Annotated in this window: 21 protein-coding genes; 12 read left to right on the top strand and 9 right to left on the bottom strand. The window is 41.5% G+C overall.

Annotated features, from left to right (window positions below; all coding sequences use genetic code 11):
* The first annotated feature begins 33 nt into the window (after nt 1-33).
* From KV696_RS06425 to KV696_RS06395, 7 genes are all read left to right on the top strand, one after another.
* Nucleotides 34-903, top strand: coding sequence for an ROK family protein (locus tag KV696_RS06425; protein WP_219967173.1), 870 nt, complete (start codon nt 34-36; stop codon nt 901-903).
* Complete coding sequence (locus KV696_RS06420; protein ID WP_219967166.1) at nt 897-2,777, top strand: beta-N-acetylhexosaminidase; 1,881 nt, start codon at nt 897-899, stop codon at nt 2,775-2,777. The genes KV696_RS06425 and KV696_RS06420 overlap by 7 nt, the downstream gene beginning before the upstream one ends.
* Before the next feature lie 207 nt (nt 2,778-2,984).
* On the top strand, nt 2,985-3,914 hold the full coding sequence (locus KV696_RS06415) for an ABC transporter permease (RefSeq protein WP_219967165.1): 930 nt from the start codon (nt 2,985-2,987) through the stop codon (nt 3,912-3,914).
* 13 nt (nt 3,915-3,927) lie between these two features.
* Nucleotides 3,928-4,851 (top strand): carbohydrate ABC transporter permease, encoded by a 924-nt coding sequence (locus tag KV696_RS06410; protein ID WP_000818353.1) that lies wholly within the window; start codon nt 3,928-3,930, stop codon nt 4,849-4,851.
* A 256-nt stretch (nt 4,852-5,107) separates the two neighbouring features.
* A complete protein-coding gene (locus KV696_RS06405; protein ID WP_061758962.1) occupies nt 5,108-6,589 on the top strand; it encodes an ABC transporter substrate-binding protein in 1,482 nt (493 codons plus the stop codon).
* 266 nt (nt 6,590-6,855) lie between these two features.
* Nucleotides 6,856-7,842, top strand: coding sequence for an oxygen-dependent tRNA uridine(34) hydroxylase TrhO (gene trhO / locus KV696_RS06400; protein ID WP_219967164.1), 987 nt, complete (start codon nt 6,856-6,858; stop codon nt 7,840-7,842).
* A gap of 122 nt (nt 7,843-7,964) precedes the next feature.
* The gene (locus KV696_RS06395; RefSeq protein ID WP_219967163.1) at nt 7,965-8,825 is read left to right on the top strand and encodes a DUF4299 family protein; all 861 of its coding nucleotides are present in this window, start codon (nt 7,965-7,967) and stop codon (nt 8,823-8,825) included.
* A 70-nt stretch (nt 8,826-8,895) separates the two neighbouring features.
* On the opposite strand, the gene KV696_RS06390 is transcribed toward KV696_RS06395, so the two are convergent.
* The 5 genes from KV696_RS06390 to KV696_RS06370 form a co-directional block, all read right to left on the bottom strand.
* Complete coding sequence (locus tag KV696_RS06390) at nt 8,896-9,960, bottom strand: DUF6574 domain-containing protein (RefSeq protein ID WP_219967162.1); 1,065 nt, start codon at nt 9,958-9,960, stop codon at nt 8,896-8,898.
* A 57-nt stretch (nt 9,961-10,017) separates the two neighbouring features.
* Nucleotides 10,018-10,929: a DUF4097 family beta strand repeat-containing protein gene (locus tag KV696_RS06385; RefSeq protein WP_219967161.1), complete on the bottom strand. Its 912-nt coding sequence runs from the start codon at nt 10,927-10,929 to the stop codon at nt 10,018-10,020.
* Nucleotides 10,922-11,515, bottom strand: a complete 594-nt coding sequence (locus KV696_RS06380; protein WP_172930791.1) for a DUF1700 domain-containing protein — start codon at nt 11,513-11,515, stop codon at nt 10,922-10,924. The genes KV696_RS06385 and KV696_RS06380 overlap by 8 nt, the downstream gene beginning before the upstream one ends.
* Nucleotides 11,502-11,828 (bottom strand): PadR family transcriptional regulator, encoded by a 327-nt coding sequence (locus KV696_RS06375; protein ID WP_000273858.1) that lies wholly within the window; start codon nt 11,826-11,828, stop codon nt 11,502-11,504. Before KV696_RS06375 ends, KV696_RS06380 begins: the two co-directional genes overlap by 14 nt.
* Nucleotides 11,829-11,966: 138 nt before the next feature.
* Nucleotides 11,967-13,133, bottom strand: coding sequence for a CynX/NimT family MFS transporter (locus tag KV696_RS06370; protein ID WP_219967160.1), 1,167 nt, complete (start codon nt 13,131-13,133; stop codon nt 11,967-11,969).
* 154 nt (nt 13,134-13,287) lie between these two features.
* On the opposite strand from KV696_RS06370, the gene KV696_RS06365 reads away from it, so the two are divergent.
* Complete coding sequence (locus tag KV696_RS06365; RefSeq protein ID WP_001291455.1) at nt 13,288-14,118, top strand: glycosyltransferase; 831 nt, start codon at nt 13,288-13,290, stop codon at nt 14,116-14,118.
* An 85-nt stretch (nt 14,119-14,203) separates the two neighbouring features.
* Nucleotides 14,204-16,054 carry a polysaccharide biosynthesis protein gene (locus KV696_RS06360; protein WP_219967159.1) on the top strand — a complete coding sequence of 617 codons (1,851 nt, stop codon included), beginning with the start codon at nt 14,204-14,206 and terminating at the stop codon, nt 16,052-16,054.
* A 232-nt stretch (nt 16,055-16,286) separates the two neighbouring features.
* On the opposite strand, the gene KV696_RS06355 is transcribed toward KV696_RS06360, so the two are convergent.
* From KV696_RS06355 to sdaAB, 3 genes are read right to left on the bottom strand one after another with little or no spacing between them, the layout of a single operon-like run.
* A complete protein-coding gene (locus tag KV696_RS06355; RefSeq protein WP_219967158.1) occupies nt 16,287-16,919 on the bottom strand; it encodes an HAD-IA family hydrolase in 633 nt (210 codons plus the stop codon).
* 21 nt (nt 16,920-16,940) lie between these two features.
* Entirely contained in the window at nt 16,941-17,813 is an 873-nt protein-coding gene (gene sdaAA / locus KV696_RS06350; RefSeq protein ID WP_000500043.1) for an L-serine ammonia-lyase, iron-sulfur-dependent, subunit alpha, read from the bottom strand.
* Between the two features lie 8 nt (nt 17,814-17,821).
* Complete coding sequence (gene sdaAB, locus KV696_RS06345; protein ID WP_000838912.1) at nt 17,822-18,493, bottom strand: L-serine ammonia-lyase, iron-sulfur-dependent subunit beta; 672 nt, start codon at nt 18,491-18,493, stop codon at nt 17,822-17,824.
* 241 nt (nt 18,494-18,734) lie between these two features.
* Between sdaAB and apf the strand changes: the two genes are divergently transcribed.
* The gene (apf, locus tag KV696_RS06340; protein ID WP_219967157.1) at nt 18,735-19,355 is read left to right on the top strand and encodes an aggregation-promoting factor; all 621 of its coding nucleotides are present in this window, start codon (nt 18,735-18,737) and stop codon (nt 19,353-19,355) included.
* Between the two features lie 50 nt (nt 19,356-19,405).
* On the opposite strand, the gene KV696_RS06335 is transcribed toward apf, so the two are convergent.
* Nucleotides 19,406-20,269 (bottom strand): helix-turn-helix domain-containing protein, encoded by an 864-nt coding sequence (locus tag KV696_RS06335; RefSeq protein ID WP_219967156.1) that lies wholly within the window; start codon nt 20,267-20,269, stop codon nt 19,406-19,408.
* A gap of 321 nt (nt 20,270-20,590) precedes the next feature.
* Here KV696_RS06335 and KV696_RS06330 point away from each other — a divergent pair, with 321 nt between their 5' ends.
* Together KV696_RS06330 and KV696_RS06325 are read left to right on the top strand one after the other, a co-directional pair.
* Nucleotides 20,591-21,178, top strand: coding sequence for a hypothetical protein (locus KV696_RS06330; protein WP_023945205.1), 588 nt, complete (start codon nt 20,591-20,593; stop codon nt 21,176-21,178).
* Between the two features lie 80 nt (nt 21,179-21,258).
* Nucleotides 21,259-21,414 carry a hypothetical protein gene (locus tag KV696_RS06325; RefSeq protein WP_219967155.1) on the top strand — a complete coding sequence of 52 codons (156 nt, stop codon included), beginning with the start codon at nt 21,259-21,261 and terminating at the stop codon, nt 21,412-21,414.

Raw genomic sequence — 21,414 nt, 5'->3', positions numbered from 1 at the left:
ACTGCTGATTTGCCCCTTTTTATGGTAAAAACAATGACCATTGCAACGATTGATATCGGAGGGACTGGGATTAAGTTTGCCAGTCTGACTCCTGATGGGAAAATACTGAATAAGACAAGCATTCCAACGCCTGAAAACTTGGAGGACTTACTAGCTTGGCTAGATCAACGTTTGTCAGAACAGGATTATAGTGGGATTGCTATGAGCGTTCCAGGCGCGGCCAATCAAGAGACAGGTGTGATTGATGGCTTCAGTGCCGTGCCCTACATTCACGGATTTTCTTGGTATGAGGCGCTTAGCTCTTATCAGATTCCTGTCCATCTGGAAAATGATGCCAACTGCGTTGGACTTAGTGAATTACTAGCTCATCCAGAACTTGAAAATGCAGCCTGTGTCGTGATTGGGACAGGGATTGGCGGAGCCATGATTATCAATGGTAGACTTCATCGAGGTCGCCACGGTCTGGGTGGAGAATTTGGCTACATGACAACTCTTGCCCCTGCGGAAAAGCTCAACAACTGGTCGCAACTAGCGTCAACTGGAAATATGGTGCGATACGTGATTGAAAAATCTGGTCAGACTGATTGGGACGGTCGCAAGATTTACCAAGAGGCTGCAGCAGGCAATGCCCTTTGTCAAGAAGCCATTGAGCGGATGAATCGTAATTTGGCGCAAGGTTTGCTTAATATCCAGTATCTGATCGATCCAGATGTCATCAGTCTGGGAGGCTCTATCAGTCAAAATCCAGATTTCATCCAAGGTGTTAAGAAGGCTGTTGATAACTTTGTTGAAACCTACGAAGAATACACGATCGCACCTGTCATCCAAGCCTGCACCTATCATGCAGATGCCAATCTCTACGGTGCCTTTGTCAACTGGCTACAGGAGGAAAACCAATGGTAAGATTTACAGGAATTAGTGACAAACAAACTCAGGCAATCGACTTGCTAACAAAGCATATCTCTTTACCAGATGTGGAAGTGGCAGCTTTTCAGTCTGACCAAGCCTCTATCTCTATCAAGGGTGAGGGTGGTCACTATCAACTAACTTATCGCAAACCTCACCAACTTTATCGTGCCTTGTCCTTTTTGGTAACATCTCTAGCAGAAGGTGACAAAGTAGAGATTGAGGAGAAGGCGGCTTATGAAGATTTAGCCTACATGGCTGACTGTTCTCGAAATGCGGTGCTGAATGTGGCTTCTGCCAAGCAGATGATTGAGGTCTTGGCTCTCATGGGCTACTCAACCTTTGAGCTTTACATGGAAGACACCTACCAGATTGAGGGGCAGCCTTACTTTGGCTATTTCCGTGGAGCCTACTCAGCTGAGGAATTGCAGGAAATCGAAGCCTATGCCCAGCAGTTTGACATGACTTTTGTGCCATGCATCCAGACCTTGGCCCACTTGTCTGCCTTCGTTAAATGGGGTGTCAAGGAAGTGCAGGAGCTCCGTGATGTAGAGGACATTCTCCTCATTGGCGAAGAAAAGGTTTATAACCTGATTGATGGCATGTTTGCTACTCTATCTAAACTACAAACTCGCAAGGTCAATATCGGGATGGACGAAGCCCACTTGGTTGGCTTGGGACGTTACTTGATATTGAATGGTGTTGTGGACCGTAGTCTCCTCATGTGCCAACACTTGGAGCGCGTGCTGGATATTGCTGATAAATATGGTTTCCACTGCCAGATGTGGAGCGATATGTTCTTTAAACTTATGTCAGCAGATGGCCAGTACGACCGTGATGTGGAAATTCCAGAGGAAACTCGTGTCTACCTAGACCGTCTCAAAGACCGTGTAACCTTGGTTTACTGGGACTATTATCAGGATAGCGAGGAAAAATACAATCGTAATTTCCGCAACCATCACAAGATTAGCCATGACCTTGCCTTTGCAGGGGGAGCTTGGAAGTGGATTGGTTTCACACCAAACAACCATTTTAGCCGTCTCATCGCTCTTGAAGCCAATAAAGCCTGTCGTGCCAATGACATCAAAGAAGTCATTGTAACGGGTTGGGGGGATAATGGTGGTGAAACAGCCCAATTCTCTATCCTACCAAGCCTGCAAATCTGGGCAGAACTCAGCTATCGCAATGACCTAGACCGACTGTCTGCTCACTTCCAGACCAATACTGGTCTATCGGTTGAGGATTTTATGCAGATTGATCTTGCCAACCTTTTACCAGACCTACCAGGCAATCTCAGTGGCATCAATCCCAACCGCTATGTCTTTTATCAGGATATTCTCTGTCCGCTCCTTGACCGACACATGACACCTGAACAGGACAAACCGCACTTTGCTCAGGCTGCTGAGACGCTTGCTGACATTAAAGAAAAAGCTGGCAACTATGCTTACCTCTTTGAAACTCAGGCTCAGTTGAACCGAATTTTAAGTAGCAAAGTGGATGTGGGACGACGTATTCGTCAAGCCTATCAAGCGGATGATAAGGAAAGTCTGCAAGAAATCGCAAGACAAGAATTACCAGAACTCAGAAGCCAAATTGAGCACTTCCATGCCCTCTTTAGCCACCAATGGCTGAAGGAAAATAAGGTCTTTGGCTTGGATACAGTTGATATCCGTATGGGCGGGCTATTGCAACGCATCAAGCGAGCAGAAAGCCGCATCGAGGCTTATCTGACTGGTCAGCTTGACCGCATCGACGAGCTGGAAGTGGAAATCTTGCCATTTACAGACTTCTACGCAGACAAGGATTTCGCAGCCACAACAGCTAATCAGTGGCATACCATTGCTACAGCTTCAACCATTTATACAACGTAGAAACAAGAACAGTGTCCCTTGTTCAGAGTGTTTCGCGTGAAACATCCCTTTCTTCAAAAGTACTCCACATAAAATAATTTGTGGAGTTTTTTCTATAATTAGGAGTTTAACCTAATCTGCAAATAGGAGTATACTAATAATGTAATCGTTATCAAAAGTCTAAAAAGGAATTTTTAGATGGATATCAAAATAAAAAGGGAGGAAATTATGAATAAGTTTTCAAAAACCTTGAGAGACAACTGGATCTTTCTCTTGATGGTTTTGCCAGGGGCGCTCTGGTTGATTCTATTCTTCTACATTCCAGTATTTGGGAACGTGGTTGCCTTCAAAGACTACCACATGACCAGTAATGGTTTCATAGATAGTATCATGAATAGTAAATGGGTCGGACTCGATAATTTCAGATTCTTATTTAGTTCAAGAGACGCCTTTATTATCACACGAAATACTGTCCTCTACAATCTCGGCTTTATCTTTATCGGCTTGATTATATCAGTAGGGATTGCCATTATCCTCAGTGAGCTCCGTTCTAAGAGAATGGTTAAAATCTTCCAAACTTCCATGTTGTTCCCTTACTTCTTGTCTTGGGTTATCATCAGTTTCTTTACAGATGCCTTCCTAAACATTGATAAAGGGGTGTTCAACCATTTATTGGAAACTCTTGGTCTCAAAGAAATCAATTTCTATGCTGACTTGGGTATCTGGCCATATCTCCTACTTTTCCTAGGTATTTGGAAAGGTTTTGGATATAGCAGTGTCATGTACTATGCGACAATCATGGGAATTGATCCAACCTACTACGAAGCAGCGACAGTGGACGGAGCCAGCAAATGGCAACGAATTCGCAATGTAACCATTCCGCAGTTGACACCATTGGTAACTGTATTGACCATCCTTGCAGTCGGAAATATCTTTCGTGCAGACTTCGGTCTTTTCTACCAAATCCCCCACAATGCTGGTCAGCTCTATAACGTAACCAATGTCTTGGACGTATATGTATATAATGGCTTGACTCAGACAGCAGATATCGGGATGGCATCAGCGGCAGGTCTTTATCAATCAGTTGTCGGCTTGATTCTGGTTATCCTATCAAACTTACTTGCAAGACGAGTTGATCCAAACTCAGCCTTGTTCTAGAAAGGAGGAGAATATGGCAGAAAAGAAAATTAAAAAAGAAAAAATTGATAATGTCGGCATTCACTCCTTCAGTAAGAAAGCAGATATCTTCTTCAGTACCATTTCTGGTTTGGTTGCCCTCTCTTGTATCCTACCCTTTGTATTCGTTATCGTTATTTCGGTGACAGATGAAAAGAGTATCCTCCAAAATGGATATAGCTTCTTCCCATCCCAATTTGGATTAGACGGTTTTGAGTTTTTGGCACAGTTTAAGGATAAAATTCTCCAAGCCCTCTTCATCTCAGTCTTTGTAACAGTGGTGGGGACTATCACAAACGTTTTTATCACAACAACCTATGCCTACGCTATCTCACGGACAACCTTTAAGTATCGCAGATTCTTTACAATCTTTGCCCTTCTTAGTATGTTGTTCAATGCTGGTTTGGTACCGGGCTATATCGTGGTAACTCGTTTACTTCAACTTGGTGATACAGTTTGGGCCTTGATTGTTCCAATGCTTCTCTCACCATTTAACATCATATTGATGCGTTCCTTCTTCAAGAAGACCATTCCAGAAGCTATTCTAGAATCCGCTCGTATCGATGGTGCTAGTGAGGCCCGGATCTTCTTCCAAATCTGTTTGCCATTGTCACTACCAGGTATCGCAACCATCACGCTCTTGACAGCTCTTGGTTTCTGGAATGACTGGTTCAACGCCCTTCTTTACATCAAGAGTGACAACTTGTATCCATTGCAATATTTGCTCATGCAAATCCAGCAAAATATGGACTACATCGCCAAAGCAGTCGGTCTATCTGGTCAACTGGGAGTTGCTCTTCCAAAAGAAACAGGTCGTATGGCCATGGTTGTGGTCGCAACCCTTCCAATCGCAATCTTGTATCCATTCTTCCAACGCTACTTTGTAAAAGGTTTGACTATCGGTGGTGTGAAAGAATAGTGCTTGTTGAGAAAAAATATTTCTCAGTTCCCAACTTCCCTTGTGTGAAGTTAATACTCTTCGAAAATCTCTTCAAACCGCGTCAACGTCGCCTTGCCGTAGATATATGTTCCTGACTTCGTCAGTTTCATCTACAACCTCAAAACAGTGTTTTGAGCAACCTGCGGTTAGTTTCCTAGTTTGCTCTTTGATTTTCATTGAGTATAAGATCATTACATTGTTTATAAGTTTAAAAATAAAAAAAGGAGTTTTTGTCATGAAAAACTGGAAAAAATATGCTTTTGCATCTGCTAGCGTAGTCGCTTTGGCTGCTGGTCTCGCTGCTTGTGGAAACCTTTCAGGTAACAAAAAGGCTGCTGACTCAGCTTCAGGTGATAAGACTGTTATCAAAATGTACCAAATCGGTGACAAACCAGATAACTTGGATGAATTGCTAGAAAATGCTAACAAAATCATCGGTGAAAAAGTTGGTGCTAAATTGGATATCCAATACCTTGGATGGGGTGACTATGATAAGAAAATGTCAGTTATCACATCATCTGGTGAAAACTACGATATCGCATTTGCATCTAACTATGTTGTAAATGCTCAAAAAGGTGCTTATGCTGACTTGACAGAATTGTACAAAAAAGAAGGTAAAGACCTTTACAAAGCACTTGACCCAGCTTACATCAAGGGTAACAGCATTAACGGTAAAATTTACGCAGTTCCAGTTGCAGCCAACGTTGCATCATCTCAAAACTTCGCCTTCAACGGAACTCTTCTTGCTAAATACGGTATCGATATTTCAGGTGTCACTTCATACGAAACACTTGAACCAGTCTTGAAACAAATCAAAGAAAAAGCTCCAGATGTAGTACCATTTGCGGTTACTAAGAACTTCATCCCATCTGATAACTTTGACTACCCAGTTCCAAATGGACTTCCATTCGTTATCGACCTTGAAGGGGACACTACTAAGATCGTAAACCGTTACGAAGTGCCTCGCTTTAAAGAACACTTGAAGACTCTTCACAAATTCTATGAAGCTGGATACATTCCAAAAGACGTAGCAACAAGCGATACTTCATTTGACCTTCAACAAGATACTTGGTTCGTTCGTGAAGAAACAGTAGGACCAGCTGACTATGGTAACAGCTTGCTTTCACGTGTTGCCAACAAAGATATCCAAATCAAACCAATCACTAACTTCATCAAGAAAAACCAAACAACACAAGTTGCTAACTTTGTTATCTCAAACAACTCTAAGAACAAAGAAAAATCAATGGAAGTGTTGAATCTCTTGAACACTAACCCAGAACTCTTGAACGGCCTTGTTTACGGTCCAGAAGGCAAGAACTGGGAAAAACTTGCAGGTAAAGAAAACCGTGTTAAAGTCCTTGATGGCTACAAAGGAAACACTCACATGGGTGGATGGAACACTGGTAACAACTGGATTCTTTACATCAATGAAAACGTTACAGACCAACAAATCGAAGATTCTAAGAAACAATTGGCTGAAGCTAAAGAATCTCCAGCACTTGGATTCATCTTTAACACTGACAATGTGAAATCTGAAATCTCAGCTATCTCTAACACAATGCAACAATTCGATACAGCTATCAACACTGGTACTGTAGACCCAGACAAAGCTATTCCAGAATTGATGGAAAAATTGAAATCTGAAGGTGCCTACGAAAAAGTATTGAACGAAATGCAAAAACAATACGATGAATTCTTGAAAAACAAAAAATCATAAGATCAATTGATTTCGTGTATTCATTCCTAATTCCTAAAAACTGAATCACTGTTTTCCTCAGGCTTATCTGGGGGAGGCAGTGATTTTTTGAAACGAGAGCATAGATATCTATGTTTTGGATTTTTTCTCTTAAACCATTCAGGAAATTTTAAGAACCCTCTCCAATTTCCAGTCAAATAAATTGCATTCGTTTTCTCAAGCAGGTATACTAGTATAGTTAGATGAAAAATTCTGAAAATTTAAGAATAGAAAAGAGAACAAATCTTATGGCAAAAGATATTCGTGTCTTACTTTACTACCTTTATACTCCAATTGAAAATGCAGAGCAATTTGCTGCAGACCACTTGGCTTTCTGTAAATCAATCGGCCTGAAAGGCCGTATCCTAGTCGCTGACGAGGGAATTAACGGAACAGTTTCAGGTGACTACGAAACAACTCAAAAATACATGGACTACGTTCACAGCCTCCCAGGCATGGAAGATCTCTGGTTCAAGATTGACGAAGAAAATGAACAAGCCTTCAAGAAGATGTTTGTTCGCTACAAGAAAGAAATTGTCCACCTTGGTTTGGAAGACAATGACTTCGACAACGACATCAACCCGCTTGAAACAACAGGTGCTTACTTGTCTCCAAAAGAGTTCAAAGAAGCCCTTCTTGACGAAGATACAGTGGTCCTTGACACACGTAACGATTACGAGTACGACCTAGGACATTTCCGTGGAGCTATCCGCCCAGATATCCGCAACTTCCGTGAGTTGCCACAATGGGTCCGTGACAACAAGGAAAAATTCATGGACAAACGTGTCGTGGTTTACTGTACAGGTGGAGTTCGCTGTGAGAAATTCTCAGGCTGGATGGTCCGTGAAGGCTACAAAGATGTTGGCCAATTGCACGGAGGAATCGCTACTTACGGTAAAGACCCCGAAGTCCAAGGTGAGCTTTGGGATGGGAAAATGTACGTTTTTGACGAGCGTATCGCCGTAGATGTCAACCATGTTAACCCAACCATCGTAGGGAAAGACTGGTTTGATGGAACACCATGTGAACGTTATGTCAACTGTGGAAATCCATTCTGTAACCGTCGTATCTTGACATCAGAAGAAAATGAAGACAAGTACCTTCGTGGATGCTCACACGAGTGTCGTGTTCATCCACGTAACCGCTATGTTTCAGAAAATGAATTGACACAAGCAGAAGTTATCGATCGCCTAGCCACTATCGGCGAAAGCTTGGATCAAGTAGCTACTGTATAAGATTAAACAGTCCTTAGGGGCTGTTTTTCTATGCTTTTTACTCAAAAATCTAAAGTTTGTTTCTGTATCTTTCAGAAAAATAGGGTATACTATATGTAAACGATTTCAAAAGGAGTCCAGTTATGACGAAAACATTTTTTATTCCAAATAAACAGAGCATTTTAGGAGAACAGGAAATTTTGACTGCCAAGTCCATCTTGGCCTTGCTAGATGGCTTGGAGTCACATAGCTATGATGCAGTTTATCTCCGTCAGCCGCTTAATCGTCTCGAGTATATCGAGTGTGCGATAGTGGGGCAATCACAATTTCTCTTTAAGGTTAGCTATGCTGATGGTCAAAAGGCTTACCGTGTCGATCTTCCTGACCTACTCACGAAGACAGACTGGAAGATTATCAAATCATTTTTAGATGCTCTGCTTGCTTACACAGGAACTGAGATTGAAGGATTAGATGGTTTTGACTTTGAAGCTTATTTCCAAGCAAGTATTCAAGCCTATCTGACAGACACTGCAGCCCGCTTTACGATTTGCCAAGGAATTTTTAATCCTGTTTTCTTTAGTCCTGAGGATTTGAAAAGCTTTTTAGGGGAAGATGGCTTGGCACAGTTTGAAGCGCGTGTGCGTGCGGTTCAAGAGACAGACGCCTACTTTGCAAGAGTTTCCTTCTATCAGGATGGGGGAGGCCAAGTGCACGGTGTTTACCATCTGGCTCAAGGCGTCAAGACTGTTTTGCCGAGAGAACCATTTGTTCCTGCAGCCTATATTGAGCAATTGGTGGATAAGGAAGTGCAGTGGGAGATTGACTTGGTTCAAATCACAGGAGACGGCTCTAAACCAGAAGACTATGAAGCCATTGCCCGCTTGAACTATGCAAAATTCCTAGAGTCACTACCATCAGCATCTTACCACCAACTAGATGCCAATCAATTAGAAGTGCAACCCATCTTAGACAAAGATTTTAAAACATTAGCACAAGAAAAGTAAAGCAGAAGCAGGTCAATCGACTTGCTTTTTGGCATAGAAAAAATCCTGCCATGGAAGACAGGATTGAAGTTTAAAGAAAGGCCAAGATACGAAGATAATCCCCAATCAGTGCCACTTCAGCTACAAAGAAGAGGAGGATAATGACTCCGTTCACAAGGACAGACAAGAATAACTGATAGAAGGAGTCGGTTTCACTTGCTTGACTTGGTCTTGTAATGATATGGAGACTAGCAAGCAAAATGATTCCAATGCTAATCACACACAAAAGGGCTGTAAATCGCAGGCTGTCAAAGAAGGCAAAGAAACTAGCAATAGCAGTGAGGAAGATTGGAATTGCCAAGAGTTGACTATATTGTTGGAGAACCTTTTCTAGCGTCCAGTCTTTTTCTTGGTGGATAAATCGTCTCACAACGAAACTACCCAAGAGGAATGAAAAGAAGAAGAGTGTTGTTGCTACTAGGATAGAGATAATCGAAAAGAGATTTAATGAAGCAAATTGTTCAGGGAAGTGATTATGCATAGTTGCTATATGTCCATAGTAAGCATGTTTGATGTGGTAGATACTAAAGAAAAAGGAAGACGCAGAAAACAGAATGAGCAAGAGAAAGGCTGTGTAGCTGTGTGTGCTACTTGTTTCAAGATTGCTTGTAGGAGATTTGATCGCTTCCACTAGCCAAGACCAAAAATCAAGCGCTTGCTCTTTCCATCTATCCGTAGATTTTGGAGCTTGGTCGGGGATATAGGGACTTTCTAAGGATTGACTGATAAGAAGTGGCTCTTTCGTGGTTGTTTTTTGCTGAGGAAGTGCCTCTTGGCTTTCTTCAGCTATAGTGACTTTTTCGGTTTCACTAGGAAGGTCTGACTCTTCTTCAGTAGAATGGGATGCCTTCTTTTCTTCTATTTCTGTTCTCGCTTCACCGTCTTCAGGCGTTTCAATTTTCTCTTCTTGCTGGCTTTCCAATTCGACTTCAGCTTGAGAAACTTCCTTCTCTAACTGAGTATTTTTTTCAATTGGCGTATCGAGATCGGCTATCGTTTCTTCAGCCTTGTCTGCAACATCTTGGAGTTGTTCATCAGGCTTGTTCTTGCTTGTTGTTTTTACAAAATCATTACTTTCAAACCATTCTTGTTTCATGGTAGAACCTCCTTTTTAGTGGGTTATGTGTCATAGTGGTCGATATAAATAGGTTTATTAAGGTCTGTTAGCTGTAGTTTCAAGACTAATATAATCATCAGCCTTAGCGATGAGTTGACCTTTTGCATCAGTTTTTTCAGTTTTGTAAGGGTTGCTTAATTCGTTGGGGTGGCGTTGACTCTCATCTCTCGATAACTGATAAATAGGACCATGGTGACTCGAGAGGTCTAAGTTAATTTCTTGGCTTTCTTTTTGAGTTAGCATGATACTGAGCGCATTTTTAGAAGATAGTTCTACTTTACCATATACTTTAATATTTTCAGCGTGGAAGTGATGTTCTGTTGATTCTAGCTGACTATCTGTAAGGTCTGTATCAAAGATATTAACGATATTAGGGGTTGTGAGTTTACTGTTTTTGATACGACTTCCTTCAATTCGGAGGAGATAGCTGTTTGTATTGAGGGTTGCATTTTCAAGACTAGCATTTATGATGGTGGTTTGTCCGCGATTGGCTGACACGTTGATCCCTTTTAGACTTCTTCCTTTTGGAACTTGGAGAATAACTTCTTCAAAACGACGAGAGTAGCCACTTGCGATATGGAGAATCCCGCCAATTCCAGAAGAGAGAAATGGAGTTTCAGACAGTTTCTTATCAGTGAGGCTTAGAGTTTTGTCGCTTTGATTTGTGACAAGATTATGGTGAGCAGAAAGAGATGGATGATAAGAAATGTGGATTTGATCATCCAAAGAGTCTGTGATGGTCAGCGCGTGTTGGTGGAGAGTTATCTCTAGATTTTCGACTTCCTTGCCAAAGGTCAGCTCTTCCATCCGACTATCATAGACAGGTTCCTTGGACATGGCAAGTAGGCTCTTAATTCCGTCAGATTGGATGCCTACAAAGAGCAGGACAAAGCCGATAACGGTAGTCACAACACCAAAAATGAGAAATCCTTTTGTCAATTTACGCATGCTGGTCACCTCTCTTTCCTTTTTTAAGAACAAATTGCACCAGGCGAACAATGAGTAGGCCGAAGAAGCGAGCTACATAGGAAATACCTAATAAAACTAGTGAAGAAGCACCGATAGCCAGTAAACCAGAACCGAAAATCAAGATAAAGGCTGATTTAGCTTGGGCTAGGACAGTAAAACTTTCAACTAAAAATAGGAATCCGCCGATGATACCAAGTATGGAAACCGCAAAGAAAGCCAAGATGACAGTCAAGGCTGCCACAAAGATTGCGAACAGGGACACGAGGATGGCGATTCCCAGAGGAATACCGATGGGTGCTGCAAGGAGAGCTAACAAGGCGATATGTAAAATTTGTCGGTTATTCTTTTGAGCAGGTGCCTCATTGATTTTTTTATCTAGAAGATTTGATAGAACTTCGTGGGCTGCTTCCTTAGGAGTTCCCAAGCTAGCGATGAGTTCTTCTTCTCCTTCGACTCCAGCATCGTCAAAGAGTTCTCTGAAATAGTCCATGGCTTCGATGCGATCAGCTTCAGGTAGTTTCTTGAGATAGAGTTCTAGCTGAGTCAGGTATTCAGTTCTTGTCATGGCGGATACTCCCTTCTATGATGCCATTGATGGTGTCTGTATAGAGTGCCCATTCATCTTTTAGGGTCACGAGCTGTTCTATACCACCATTTGTCAAGGAGTAGTATTTGCGCATGCGACCTTGGAACTCTCTAGAATAGGTTGTCAGAAAGCTATTGCCTTCCAATTTTTTGAGAATGGGATAGAGTGTGGATTCTTTGATATTAGCGATCAGCTTAATGGTTTGGCTAATCTCATAACCATAAGAATCATCCTGCTCCAGTACGGCCAAGATGAGAAATTCAATCAAGGCAGAGGATGTTGGAAAGTACATGGGGAACCTCCTTTTCTAATGTGTAAGATTTTTATATATAATTTTTCTACACATACATTGTACATCTAAAAGAAAGCCCTGTCAAGAGAAATGTGTAAAATTTTTATATATAAAAAACTTCTAGGAAAAACTAGAAGTTTAGAGGATTTTATCAGCTCTGTCCACTGTAAAGAGGGCCACAGTCATCAGGATATCGACGAGCAAGAGGGCAGCTACAGCTGGCACCCAAGAGTGGAAAAGGTCAAAACTGTAACCAAAGAGGGTTGGCCCAAAGGCTGCTAGGATATAGCCTCCTGTTTGAGATAAACCAGACAATTGGGCTGTCTTTTCAGGGGCGCTTGTTTTGAGTGAAAAATTGACCATGAGATAAGGGAAGAGGGCACTGGTTGCGGTTCCGATGAGGAGATGGATGGCAAGCCAGTAAAAGAAATTACCGATTGGGAAAAAGAGCATGGAAATACCGACCACACCAGCTAGTGAAACCAGAGTGAGCATGAGCTGACGGTTACGAGTTGACAAACTGGTTGTCAGGCTTGGGATGGTCATGGAAAAAGGAATGCTAATCAGTGAGAAGATAGAAGTGAGCAAGCCAGCTTCGTGACTGGATAGGCCTGCATGGATAGCCATAGTAGGTAGCCAGGTCATAGCAGTGTAAAAGAGCAAGGATTGAAAACCTGCAAAAACAATAACTGCCCAGACCTGTTTATTACGCATGACCTTTGTTTGGCTTTTCTGTTTGGTTTGTGGAGCTAGTCTGTGATTATAGCGGTGATTTGGGAGCCAGACCAAAAAAGTTGCTAGACAGAGCAGGGTGAGGAGGATGATGAGGCCTTTCCAAGAACTGGCTTGTGTAATGGGCACAGCCAGATAGGAAGCCAGAGCTGTCGCAATCCCCATAGACGTCACATATAAGGTGGTCAGAAAACCAATTTTCTTTGGTTGATTGGCTTGGATAAGACTAGGAAGCAGAACGTTGATGACTGCGATACTTGCCCCAACCATCAAGGTTCCTAGATAGAGCAGGGGCAGATTGATTAGTCGAATGAGAGAACCGATAGTCAAGAAGAAGAGGCTGTAGGTAAAGAGATGCTCCAAGCCGATTTTCTGAGCCAGTCGGGTAGAAAATAGCGAGAAGAGGGTAAACATGAGGAGAGGAAGGCTGGTCAAGACACCAAGCGAACTAACTTCTACTCCCAGCCCTTGCGAAATATCTCCCAAAATAATGGGTAAAACAGTAAAAGGAGTTCGCAAGGAAACACCAATCAGGATAATACCTGGAACAAAAAAGAGTGATTGCTTTTTCATATAATACCTCTTCTAGCTGATTTTAATAACAGCTTATTTTAAGGTTTTTTCCTTATAATGTCAAGTAAGGTTTCTGGCTTTCAAGATAAAAATGGGAAAGTCTTGAAAATTATGATAAAATAGTGGAAGGAAATCTATACATTGGAGAAAAACTGTGTCTGAAAAGCAAAAAATCAGCGTATTGATGTCGGTCTATATCAAGGAAAATCCGACATTTTTAAAGGATGCTATTGAGAGTGTTCAAAATCAGACCCTGAAACCGAGAGAATTGGTTCTGGTTGAGGATGGGCCTTTGACACCTGAGCTCTATCAGGTATTAGATCAGCTTGAAGCTGAGTCTGATATTCCAGTGAAACGCTATCCTCTTGAGCAGAATCAAGGTTTGGGTCTGGCTCTTCGACAGGGTGTTTTGCAGTGTCAGTATGATATTATTGCCCGTATGGATACGGATGATATAGCAGTTCCAGATCGTTTTGAGAAACAGGTTCAGCTAATGGAGAAGGACAAGCTAGACCTATTAGGTGGACATATTGCAGAGTTTATTGACAATCCTGATGAGATCGTTTCTTACCGTCGTGTTCCAACTCAACATGCAGATATTGTAGCTTATCAAAGGATGAGAAGTGCCTTTAACCACATGACTGTTATGTTCAAGAAGGACATGGTTCTCAAGGCAGGCAACTATGAGGATGGCCTTTATATGGAGGATGACCTCCTCTGGCTCAATATGATTGCTGCAGGAGCTAGGACTGGAAATCTGGATCAAATCTTGTGTAGGGTTCGTGTTGGAGCAGGGATGTTTGAACGTCGTGGAGGACTGCGTTATCTCAAACTCTATCGTCAAGCTCGTCAACGAATGCTGAAGAGAGGGCAAATTTCTTACATGGAGTATGCCAAGAGTGTTGCCATTCAGATGGTTGTTGCTCTTTGTCCCGGATTTGTCCGACAGTTTATTTTTATGAAACTGTTAAGAAAAAGCAAGTAAAAGATTGTAGCAAATCGTAAACTGGATAAAAAGTGTTATAATAACAATATAAATATCCAGCTCTTTTAAGGAGGAGTAGATTGACATGAATAAAAAACTAACAGATTATGTGATTGATCTGGTGGAAATTTTAAATAAACAACAAAAGCAGGTTTTCTGGGGAATATTTGATATTTTCAGTATGGTGGTTTCCATCATTGTATCTTATATTTTATTTTACGGCTTGATTAATCCAGCACCTGTTGACTACATTATCTATACGAGTTTGGCCTTCCTGTTCTATCAATTGATGATTGGATTTTGGGGGTTGAATGCTAGTATTAGTCGTTACAGCAAGATTACGGACTTTATGAAAATCTTTTTTGGTGTGACTGCTAGCAGTGTTTTGTCTTATGGAATCTGCTATGCCTTCTTGCCACTTTTTTCAATCCGTTTCATCATTCTCTTTATCTTGTTGAGTACCTTCTTGATTTTATTGCCACGGATTACTTGGCAGTTAATCTACTCTAGACGCAAAAAAGGAAGTGGCGATGGAGAACACCGTCGAACCTTCTTGATTGGTGCTGGTGATGGCGGAGCCCTCTTTATGGATAGTTACCAACATCCAACCAGTGATTTGGAACTGGTCGGTATTTTGGATAAGGACGCTAAGAAAAAGGGCCAAAAACTTGGTGGGATTCCTGTTTTGGGTTCATATGATGAATTGCCTGAATTAGCCAAACGCCATCAAATCGAGCGTGTTATCGTTGCGATTCCGTCGCTTGACCCGTCAGAATATGAGCGTATCTTGCAGATGTGTAATAAGCTGGGTGTCAAATGTTACAAGATGCCTAAGGTTGAAACTGTTGTTCAAGGACTTCACCAAGCAGCTACTGGCTTCCAAAAAATTGATATTACGGACCTTTTGGGACGTCAGGAAATTCGTCTTGACGAATCGCGTCTGGGCGCAGAACTGACAGGTAAGACAATCTTAGTCACAGGTGCTGGTGGCTCAATCGGTTCTGAAATCTGTCGCCAAGTTAGTCGCTTCAATCCTGAACGCATCGTCTTGCTCGGTCATGGGGAAAACTCAATCTACCTTGTTTATCATGAATTGATTCGCAAGTTCCAAGGGATTGATTATGTACCGGTTATTGCCGATATTCAAGACTATGACCGTTTGTTGCAAGTCTTTGAACAGTACAAGCCTGCTATTGTTTATCATGCGGCTGCCCACAAGCACGTTCCTATGATGGAGCGCAATCCAAAAGAAGCCTTCAAAAACAATATTCGTGGAACTTACAATGTTGCTAAGGCTGTTGATGAAGCCAAAGTACCTAAGATGGTTATGATTTCGACAGATAAGGCGGTTAATCCACCAAATGTTATGGGAGCAACCAAGCGCGTGGCTGAGTTGATTGTCACTGGCTTTAATCAACGTAGCCAATCGACCTACTGTGCAGTTCGTTTTGGGAATGTTCTTGGTAGCCGTGGTAGTGTGATTCCAGTCTTTGAACGTCAGATTGCTGAAGGTGGGCCTGTAACGGTGACAGACTTCCGCATGACCCGTTACTTCATGACCATTCCAGAAGCTAGCCGTTTGGTTATCCATGCTGGTGCTTATGCTAAAGATGGAGAAGTCTTTATCCTTGATATGGGCAAACCAGTCAAGATTTATGACTTGGCTAAGAAAATGGTCCTTCTAAGTGGACACACTGAGAGCGAAATTCCAATTGTTGAAGTTGGAATCCGTCCAGGTGAAAAACTTTACGAAGAACTCTTGGTGTCAACCGAACTTGTTGATAACCAGGTTATGGATAAGATTTTCGTTGGTAAGGTCAATGTCATGCCTCTAGAAGCCATCGATCAAAAGATTGAAGAGTTCCGCACTCTTAGTGGAGATGAGTTGAAGCAAGCCATTATCGCCTTTGCCAATCAAACCACCCACGTTGAATAAAAACAGAAAAACGCATATTATCAGGTCTGAAGAACCTTGGTAATATGCGTTTTGTTATGTGTAAACTTGCTTCATTTTATTCTGATACTCAATGAAAATCAAATAGCAAACTAGGAAGCTAGGAAGCTAGCCGTAAGTTGTTCAAAGCACAGCGTTGAGGTTGCAGATAGAAACTGACGTGGTTTGAAGAGATTTTCGAAGAGTATGAAATAGAGTTGTCGCCCAGTCTATGTTATTGAAAATACTCCAAAGCTTCTAAGGGTTTGTGGGCGATATAATCAGGTTGATAGTTTAGTAGATCTGCTTGATCTCCAAATCCCCAAGTGACGGCCAATTTCTGAATGCCTGTTTCTTGAGCCCCCTGCATATCAAACTTGGTATCTCCGATGATGATGGCTTGTTCTGGTGCTAGTTGATGTGTCTGCAAGGCTTGGCGAATGACATCTGCCTTATGGGGTGCCTCAGGGCTGGAACCATAAATGCCAGCAAAGAAATGATAGATTCCCAAGTTCTTAGTCATGTCTTGAGCGGTTGGAGTGTTTTTTGTAGTGGTGATGTAGAGAGGGTAATTCTTGGATAGTTCTTGAAGCAATTCTACAATCTGAGGGAAAATTTGAGCTTCATGGATGCCTTTTTCCTTATAGTAGGAACGGTATATCTGCACAGCCTCAGAAATTTGTTCTTTGGGCAGGCAGGTCGCAAAACTACTTTCAAGGGGCGGTCCCATAAAACCACGAATCGTTTTGACATCAGGACTAGGCACCCCCAGCTCCTTAAAGGTATGGGTAAAGGCATTGTGAATTCCGATAGAACTGTCGACGAGGGTTCCATCCAGATCGAAAAAGATAGCTGAGATAGAGGTCATGGTTTCTCCTATTTGATAAGCTTATTCTCCGAAAATTTCTTTTTGGAGGCGACGACCAGTAGGTGTGGCAGCGAGTCCACCTTCAGCTGTTTCACGAAAGGCAGTTGGCATGCTTGCTCCCACTTGGTACATGGCATCGATAACTTCATCCACAGGGATTTTAGATTCGATACCTGCCAGGGCCATGTCTGCTGCGATGAAGGCAAAGCTAGCTCCCATAGCATTGCGCTTGACACAGGGAACTTCAACCAAGCCGGCAACAGGGTCACAGATGAGGCCTAGCATATTTTTAATGACAAAGGCAATGGCCTGACTGGCCTGATAAGGTGTTCCTCCTGCAGCTAGAGTCAAGGCGGCAGCGCTCATAGCAGAGGCTGAACCAACCTCAGCTTGGCAACCGCCCTCAGCACCTGAGATAGAGGCATTGTTTGCGATGACTAGTCCAAAGGCACCGGCAGCAAAGAGGAAATCCAGCTGTTGCTCGTGGCTGAGGTCTAATTTTTCAATAGCAGCAGTGAGAACGGAAGGCAGACAGCCAGCACTTCCTGCGGTCGGAGTGGCACAGACCAAGCCCATTTTGGCATTGTGTTCATTGACTGCGATGGCATTTCGGGCAGCCGAGAGAATCGTATAATCTGACAAGGTTTTTCCGTTTTTGATGTAGTGATCCAATTTGGCAGCATCTCCACCTGTCAGGCCACTACGAGATTTATTTTCATTGAGGCCAAGTTGGACAGAGGCTTTCATGACTTCTAGATTGCGTTCCATGAGAAGGAGGACTTCTTCACGTTCGCGACCGGTCAATTCAAACTCGGTTGTAATCATGAGTTCTGCGACATTTCCTTGAAAGTCCAGATCTGCTTGCTCAACCAATTCTTTGATAGAATAAAACATGCTTCCTCCTATTTAAAGAAATTGACATTATGGAGATGAGGGATTTTTCGAATTTCTTCGATGGCCTCATCACAGTTACGACTGTCGACTTCGATAATCATAATGGCTTTTTCACCAGCTTTTTCACGAGTAACATTCATCTGGGCGATATTGATACCATAGCGTGAAAGGGCTTCTGTTACGAGGGCAATCATACCTGGAATATCTTGATGAACAATGATGATAGTCGGTGTATTCATATTGAGAGAGACGGCAAAGCCATTGAGTTCGGTGACCTGAATATTCCCGCCACCGATTGAAATACCAGTCACACTGATGGTCTTGTGGGCATTTTTGACGGTAATTTTAGTGGTGTTTGGGTGAGGAGCATTGCTGTCTTTCTGAATGGTCCAGACAATCTTGATGCCACGCTTGTGTGCAATCTCCAGACTATTTGGGATTTCAGGATCATCTGTATCCATGCCCAAAATACCTGCAACAAGGGCTAGGTCTGTCCCGTGACCACGATAGGTCTTGGCAAATGAGTTAAAAAGTTGGAATTCGACTTCTGTCGGAGTATCATCAAAAATGGAAGAGACAATCTTCCCAATACGAACAGCACCAGCGGTATGACTACTAGATGGGCCAATCATAACTGGTCCGATGATATCAAAGACAGATTGAAAACGAAGTGATTTCATCAGTTTCCCCTTATAAAAATTCTTATCTCTATTATATCAAAGAATAAAGGTCTTGACTTTAATTGTGGATGAAAACCTTTCTAATACCTCAAATAGCATAAAAATAGTATCTTTTATGACAAAAAATACCTTATTTAGGGAAATAAAAAATAATTTTGTAATATTTCTACATAAAAGTGTCAAGAAACGGTAATATTTAAAGGGTATCATAGAATTATAGAAAGAAGGAGAATTTTCAAATATGAAATCAACAACTAAAAAGATTAAAACAACTCTTGCAGGAGTAGCTGCCTTGTTTGCAGTATTTGCTCCATCATTTGTGTCTGCTCAAGAATCATCAACTTACACTGTTAAAGAAGGTGATACACTTTCAGAAATTGCTGAAACTCACAACACAACAGTTGAGAAATTGGCAGAAAACAACCACATTGACAACATCCATATGATTTATGTTGGTCAAGAGTTGGTTATCGACGGTCCAGCAGCGCCAGTAGCACCAGCCTCAACGACTTATGAAGCTCCAGCAGCTCAAGATGAGGCTGTTTCAGCTACAGTGACAGAAACTACAGAAGTAGCAGAAGAAACTCCAGTAGTAAGCGAAACAGTATCAGAAGAAACAGTTGCTTCAACTGTAAGCGGATCTGAAGCAGAAGCCAAAGAATGGATCGCTCAAAAAGAATCAGGCGGTAGCTACACAGCTACAAACGGACGTTACATCGGACGTTACCAATTGACAGATTCATACTTGAACGGTGACTACTCAGCTGAAAACCAAGAACGTGTAGCAGATGCCTACGTTGCAGGACGTTACGGTTCATGGACAGCCGCTAAAAACTTCTGGCTTAACAACGGCTGGTATTAAGAAATAACGAACAGAATAATATGAAAAGGTCGAGGAAATCCCTCGACTTTTTATATTTCCTTCGGTTGAGAATAGATCTCTACTTCTTTTTTGAGGTAGGACAGCATAGAAGTTTCCTCGGTCAGCTCCAGAAGGGAGAACCCTTTTTGGATAAGTCTAGCATCATCCCTACAAATCCCAATACGAACATAGCAGATAGCAAGCCTATCGTAGCTTTTCTTTTTCTTGGCATCCTCTAGTAAAGTATAGCAGATTTGTTGACACATGTTTTTGTCTTGATGGTATAAGTAAATGGTGGACAGATTGAGTAGGATTGCCATTCGTAAGTCATATAAATGTTGATAGTTTTTATAGACTTCCAAGCGTTGCAGGATTTTTCCAGTAATGAGATGGAGATGATCAATGGGAAAGCTGAAAAGGATGGTATTGAGGATTTTTAGGTCATTTTCATACCATGTATCTTGTTTTTCAATTTTTTCCCAAAGTTTTGTGACAGTCTGTTTCACTTGGTTTGACAGTTGCTCTGTACCATGTTGACGGATATGAATGACAATTTCCAACATATCTCTGATTTCTTCTATGGGCAGGTCGTGGTGGGTTTTGAGATAGTCTTGGCATTTTTGAAATAGTTTTTCGAGTTCACTAGTCCCTAGGGTTGAGCTCATATTGAGATAGGTTTGCATGATTTCTGTTCGTTGGCTCGGTTGATAGAGGTGGCAGATATAGTCAAACTCTTCAAAACTCATATTGATTTGCCGGAGAAGAAACTCCATATTTTCATATTTGGGAGTTGCTTTACCACTTTCAATTTTTGATAGGCTGGTTCTTGAAATGACATTTCCACAGACCTCTTCTTGGGTCAAGCCTTTTGACTCGCGTATTTCTTTATAGACCTTTCCGAAATCATAACGCATGATTTTCTCCTTTTCGTGAAAAAAGTTAACAAATAATAAAATCCAATTAAAAATATTGTATCATAGTAATATAAAAAGTAAAGAAGAAAGCTAAAATAAGTTTGGTGTAATTTTAAAATGGGCTTAACAGTACTATGATGTAGCTAGAAAAGGGGGGCTAAAATGTTTAAAAATAAGGAGCTTTTTCGAGTAGTCATGATATTTGTGATAGGAATTATCCTAATTTTAATGACACCAGTCTTATTTAAAGTTGTGATGGAACTATTTTCAAAATAAACACGACTCTGCTTTAGGTAGAGTCGTGAATCAGGAGGTTAAGTGATGAACTACAATTTAAAATATCTTTTATCAGGAATATTTGTCCTAGTCTTTATAGGTTTCCTAGTCTGGATGCGTTATTTTAATCAGAGGAAGGAAGAAGAGCATTCGGATATGTCTTTTGAAGCGAGGTTAGATAGTGAGGTCAAGGCCTTATATAAACAACTAGGATTGGGTGAGGAGCCTCACTATTTCTTAGCTTATCGTTACCTACATCCCTGGTTTAATTTGGCGATTTTACCACCAACAGTTGAAATTTTCTTAACTAAAATAGCGCTGGTGATGGTGACTCCAGATGAACTACTGATAAGAAATCTTGGGAATGGGATGACTTTCACAAGTGAGCATCATCGTGATTTGCGGCAAGGACTTATCCGCATTCCAAAATCAGAGATAAAAGAATTTGAGATTCGCAACTGGAAAAGAGCTTTTGTATTTGGCGATTTTTTGACAATTAAAACAAGCCAACACAGCTATTATTTACAGGTTAGAGATGATGGACTTCAAAAAGGAAGTCTTTCAACCAAACATTTCTCAGACTTGAAACGACAAGATTTTCTAGGATTATTGACAGATAAAAGAACATTCTGATTGACAATTGCCCTAACAGCTTATTGTAAACTTTGCAAATAAGCTGTAAATACTAGAATCCATTCAGAAAGGCAATTCCTATGAAAAATAAAATTTTAATCATTGTTTATATTTTAGCCTCGCTAATCATCAGTTTTATAATCTTTTCACTTTTGCATATTGATTTTAAATGGTGGGCAACTCTGGCTATAAGTGCAGGATTTATTTACACCTATTTAAAATTTAGTAAAAAATAA

The organism is Streptococcus humanilactis, from assembly GCF_019448275.1.
Taxonomy (GTDB): domain Bacteria; phylum Bacillota; class Bacilli; order Lactobacillales; family Streptococcaceae; genus Streptococcus; species Streptococcus humanilactis.
The sequence above is the reverse complement of the archived record's forward strand: the minus strand, read 5'-3'. Positions and strand labels throughout refer to the sequence as shown.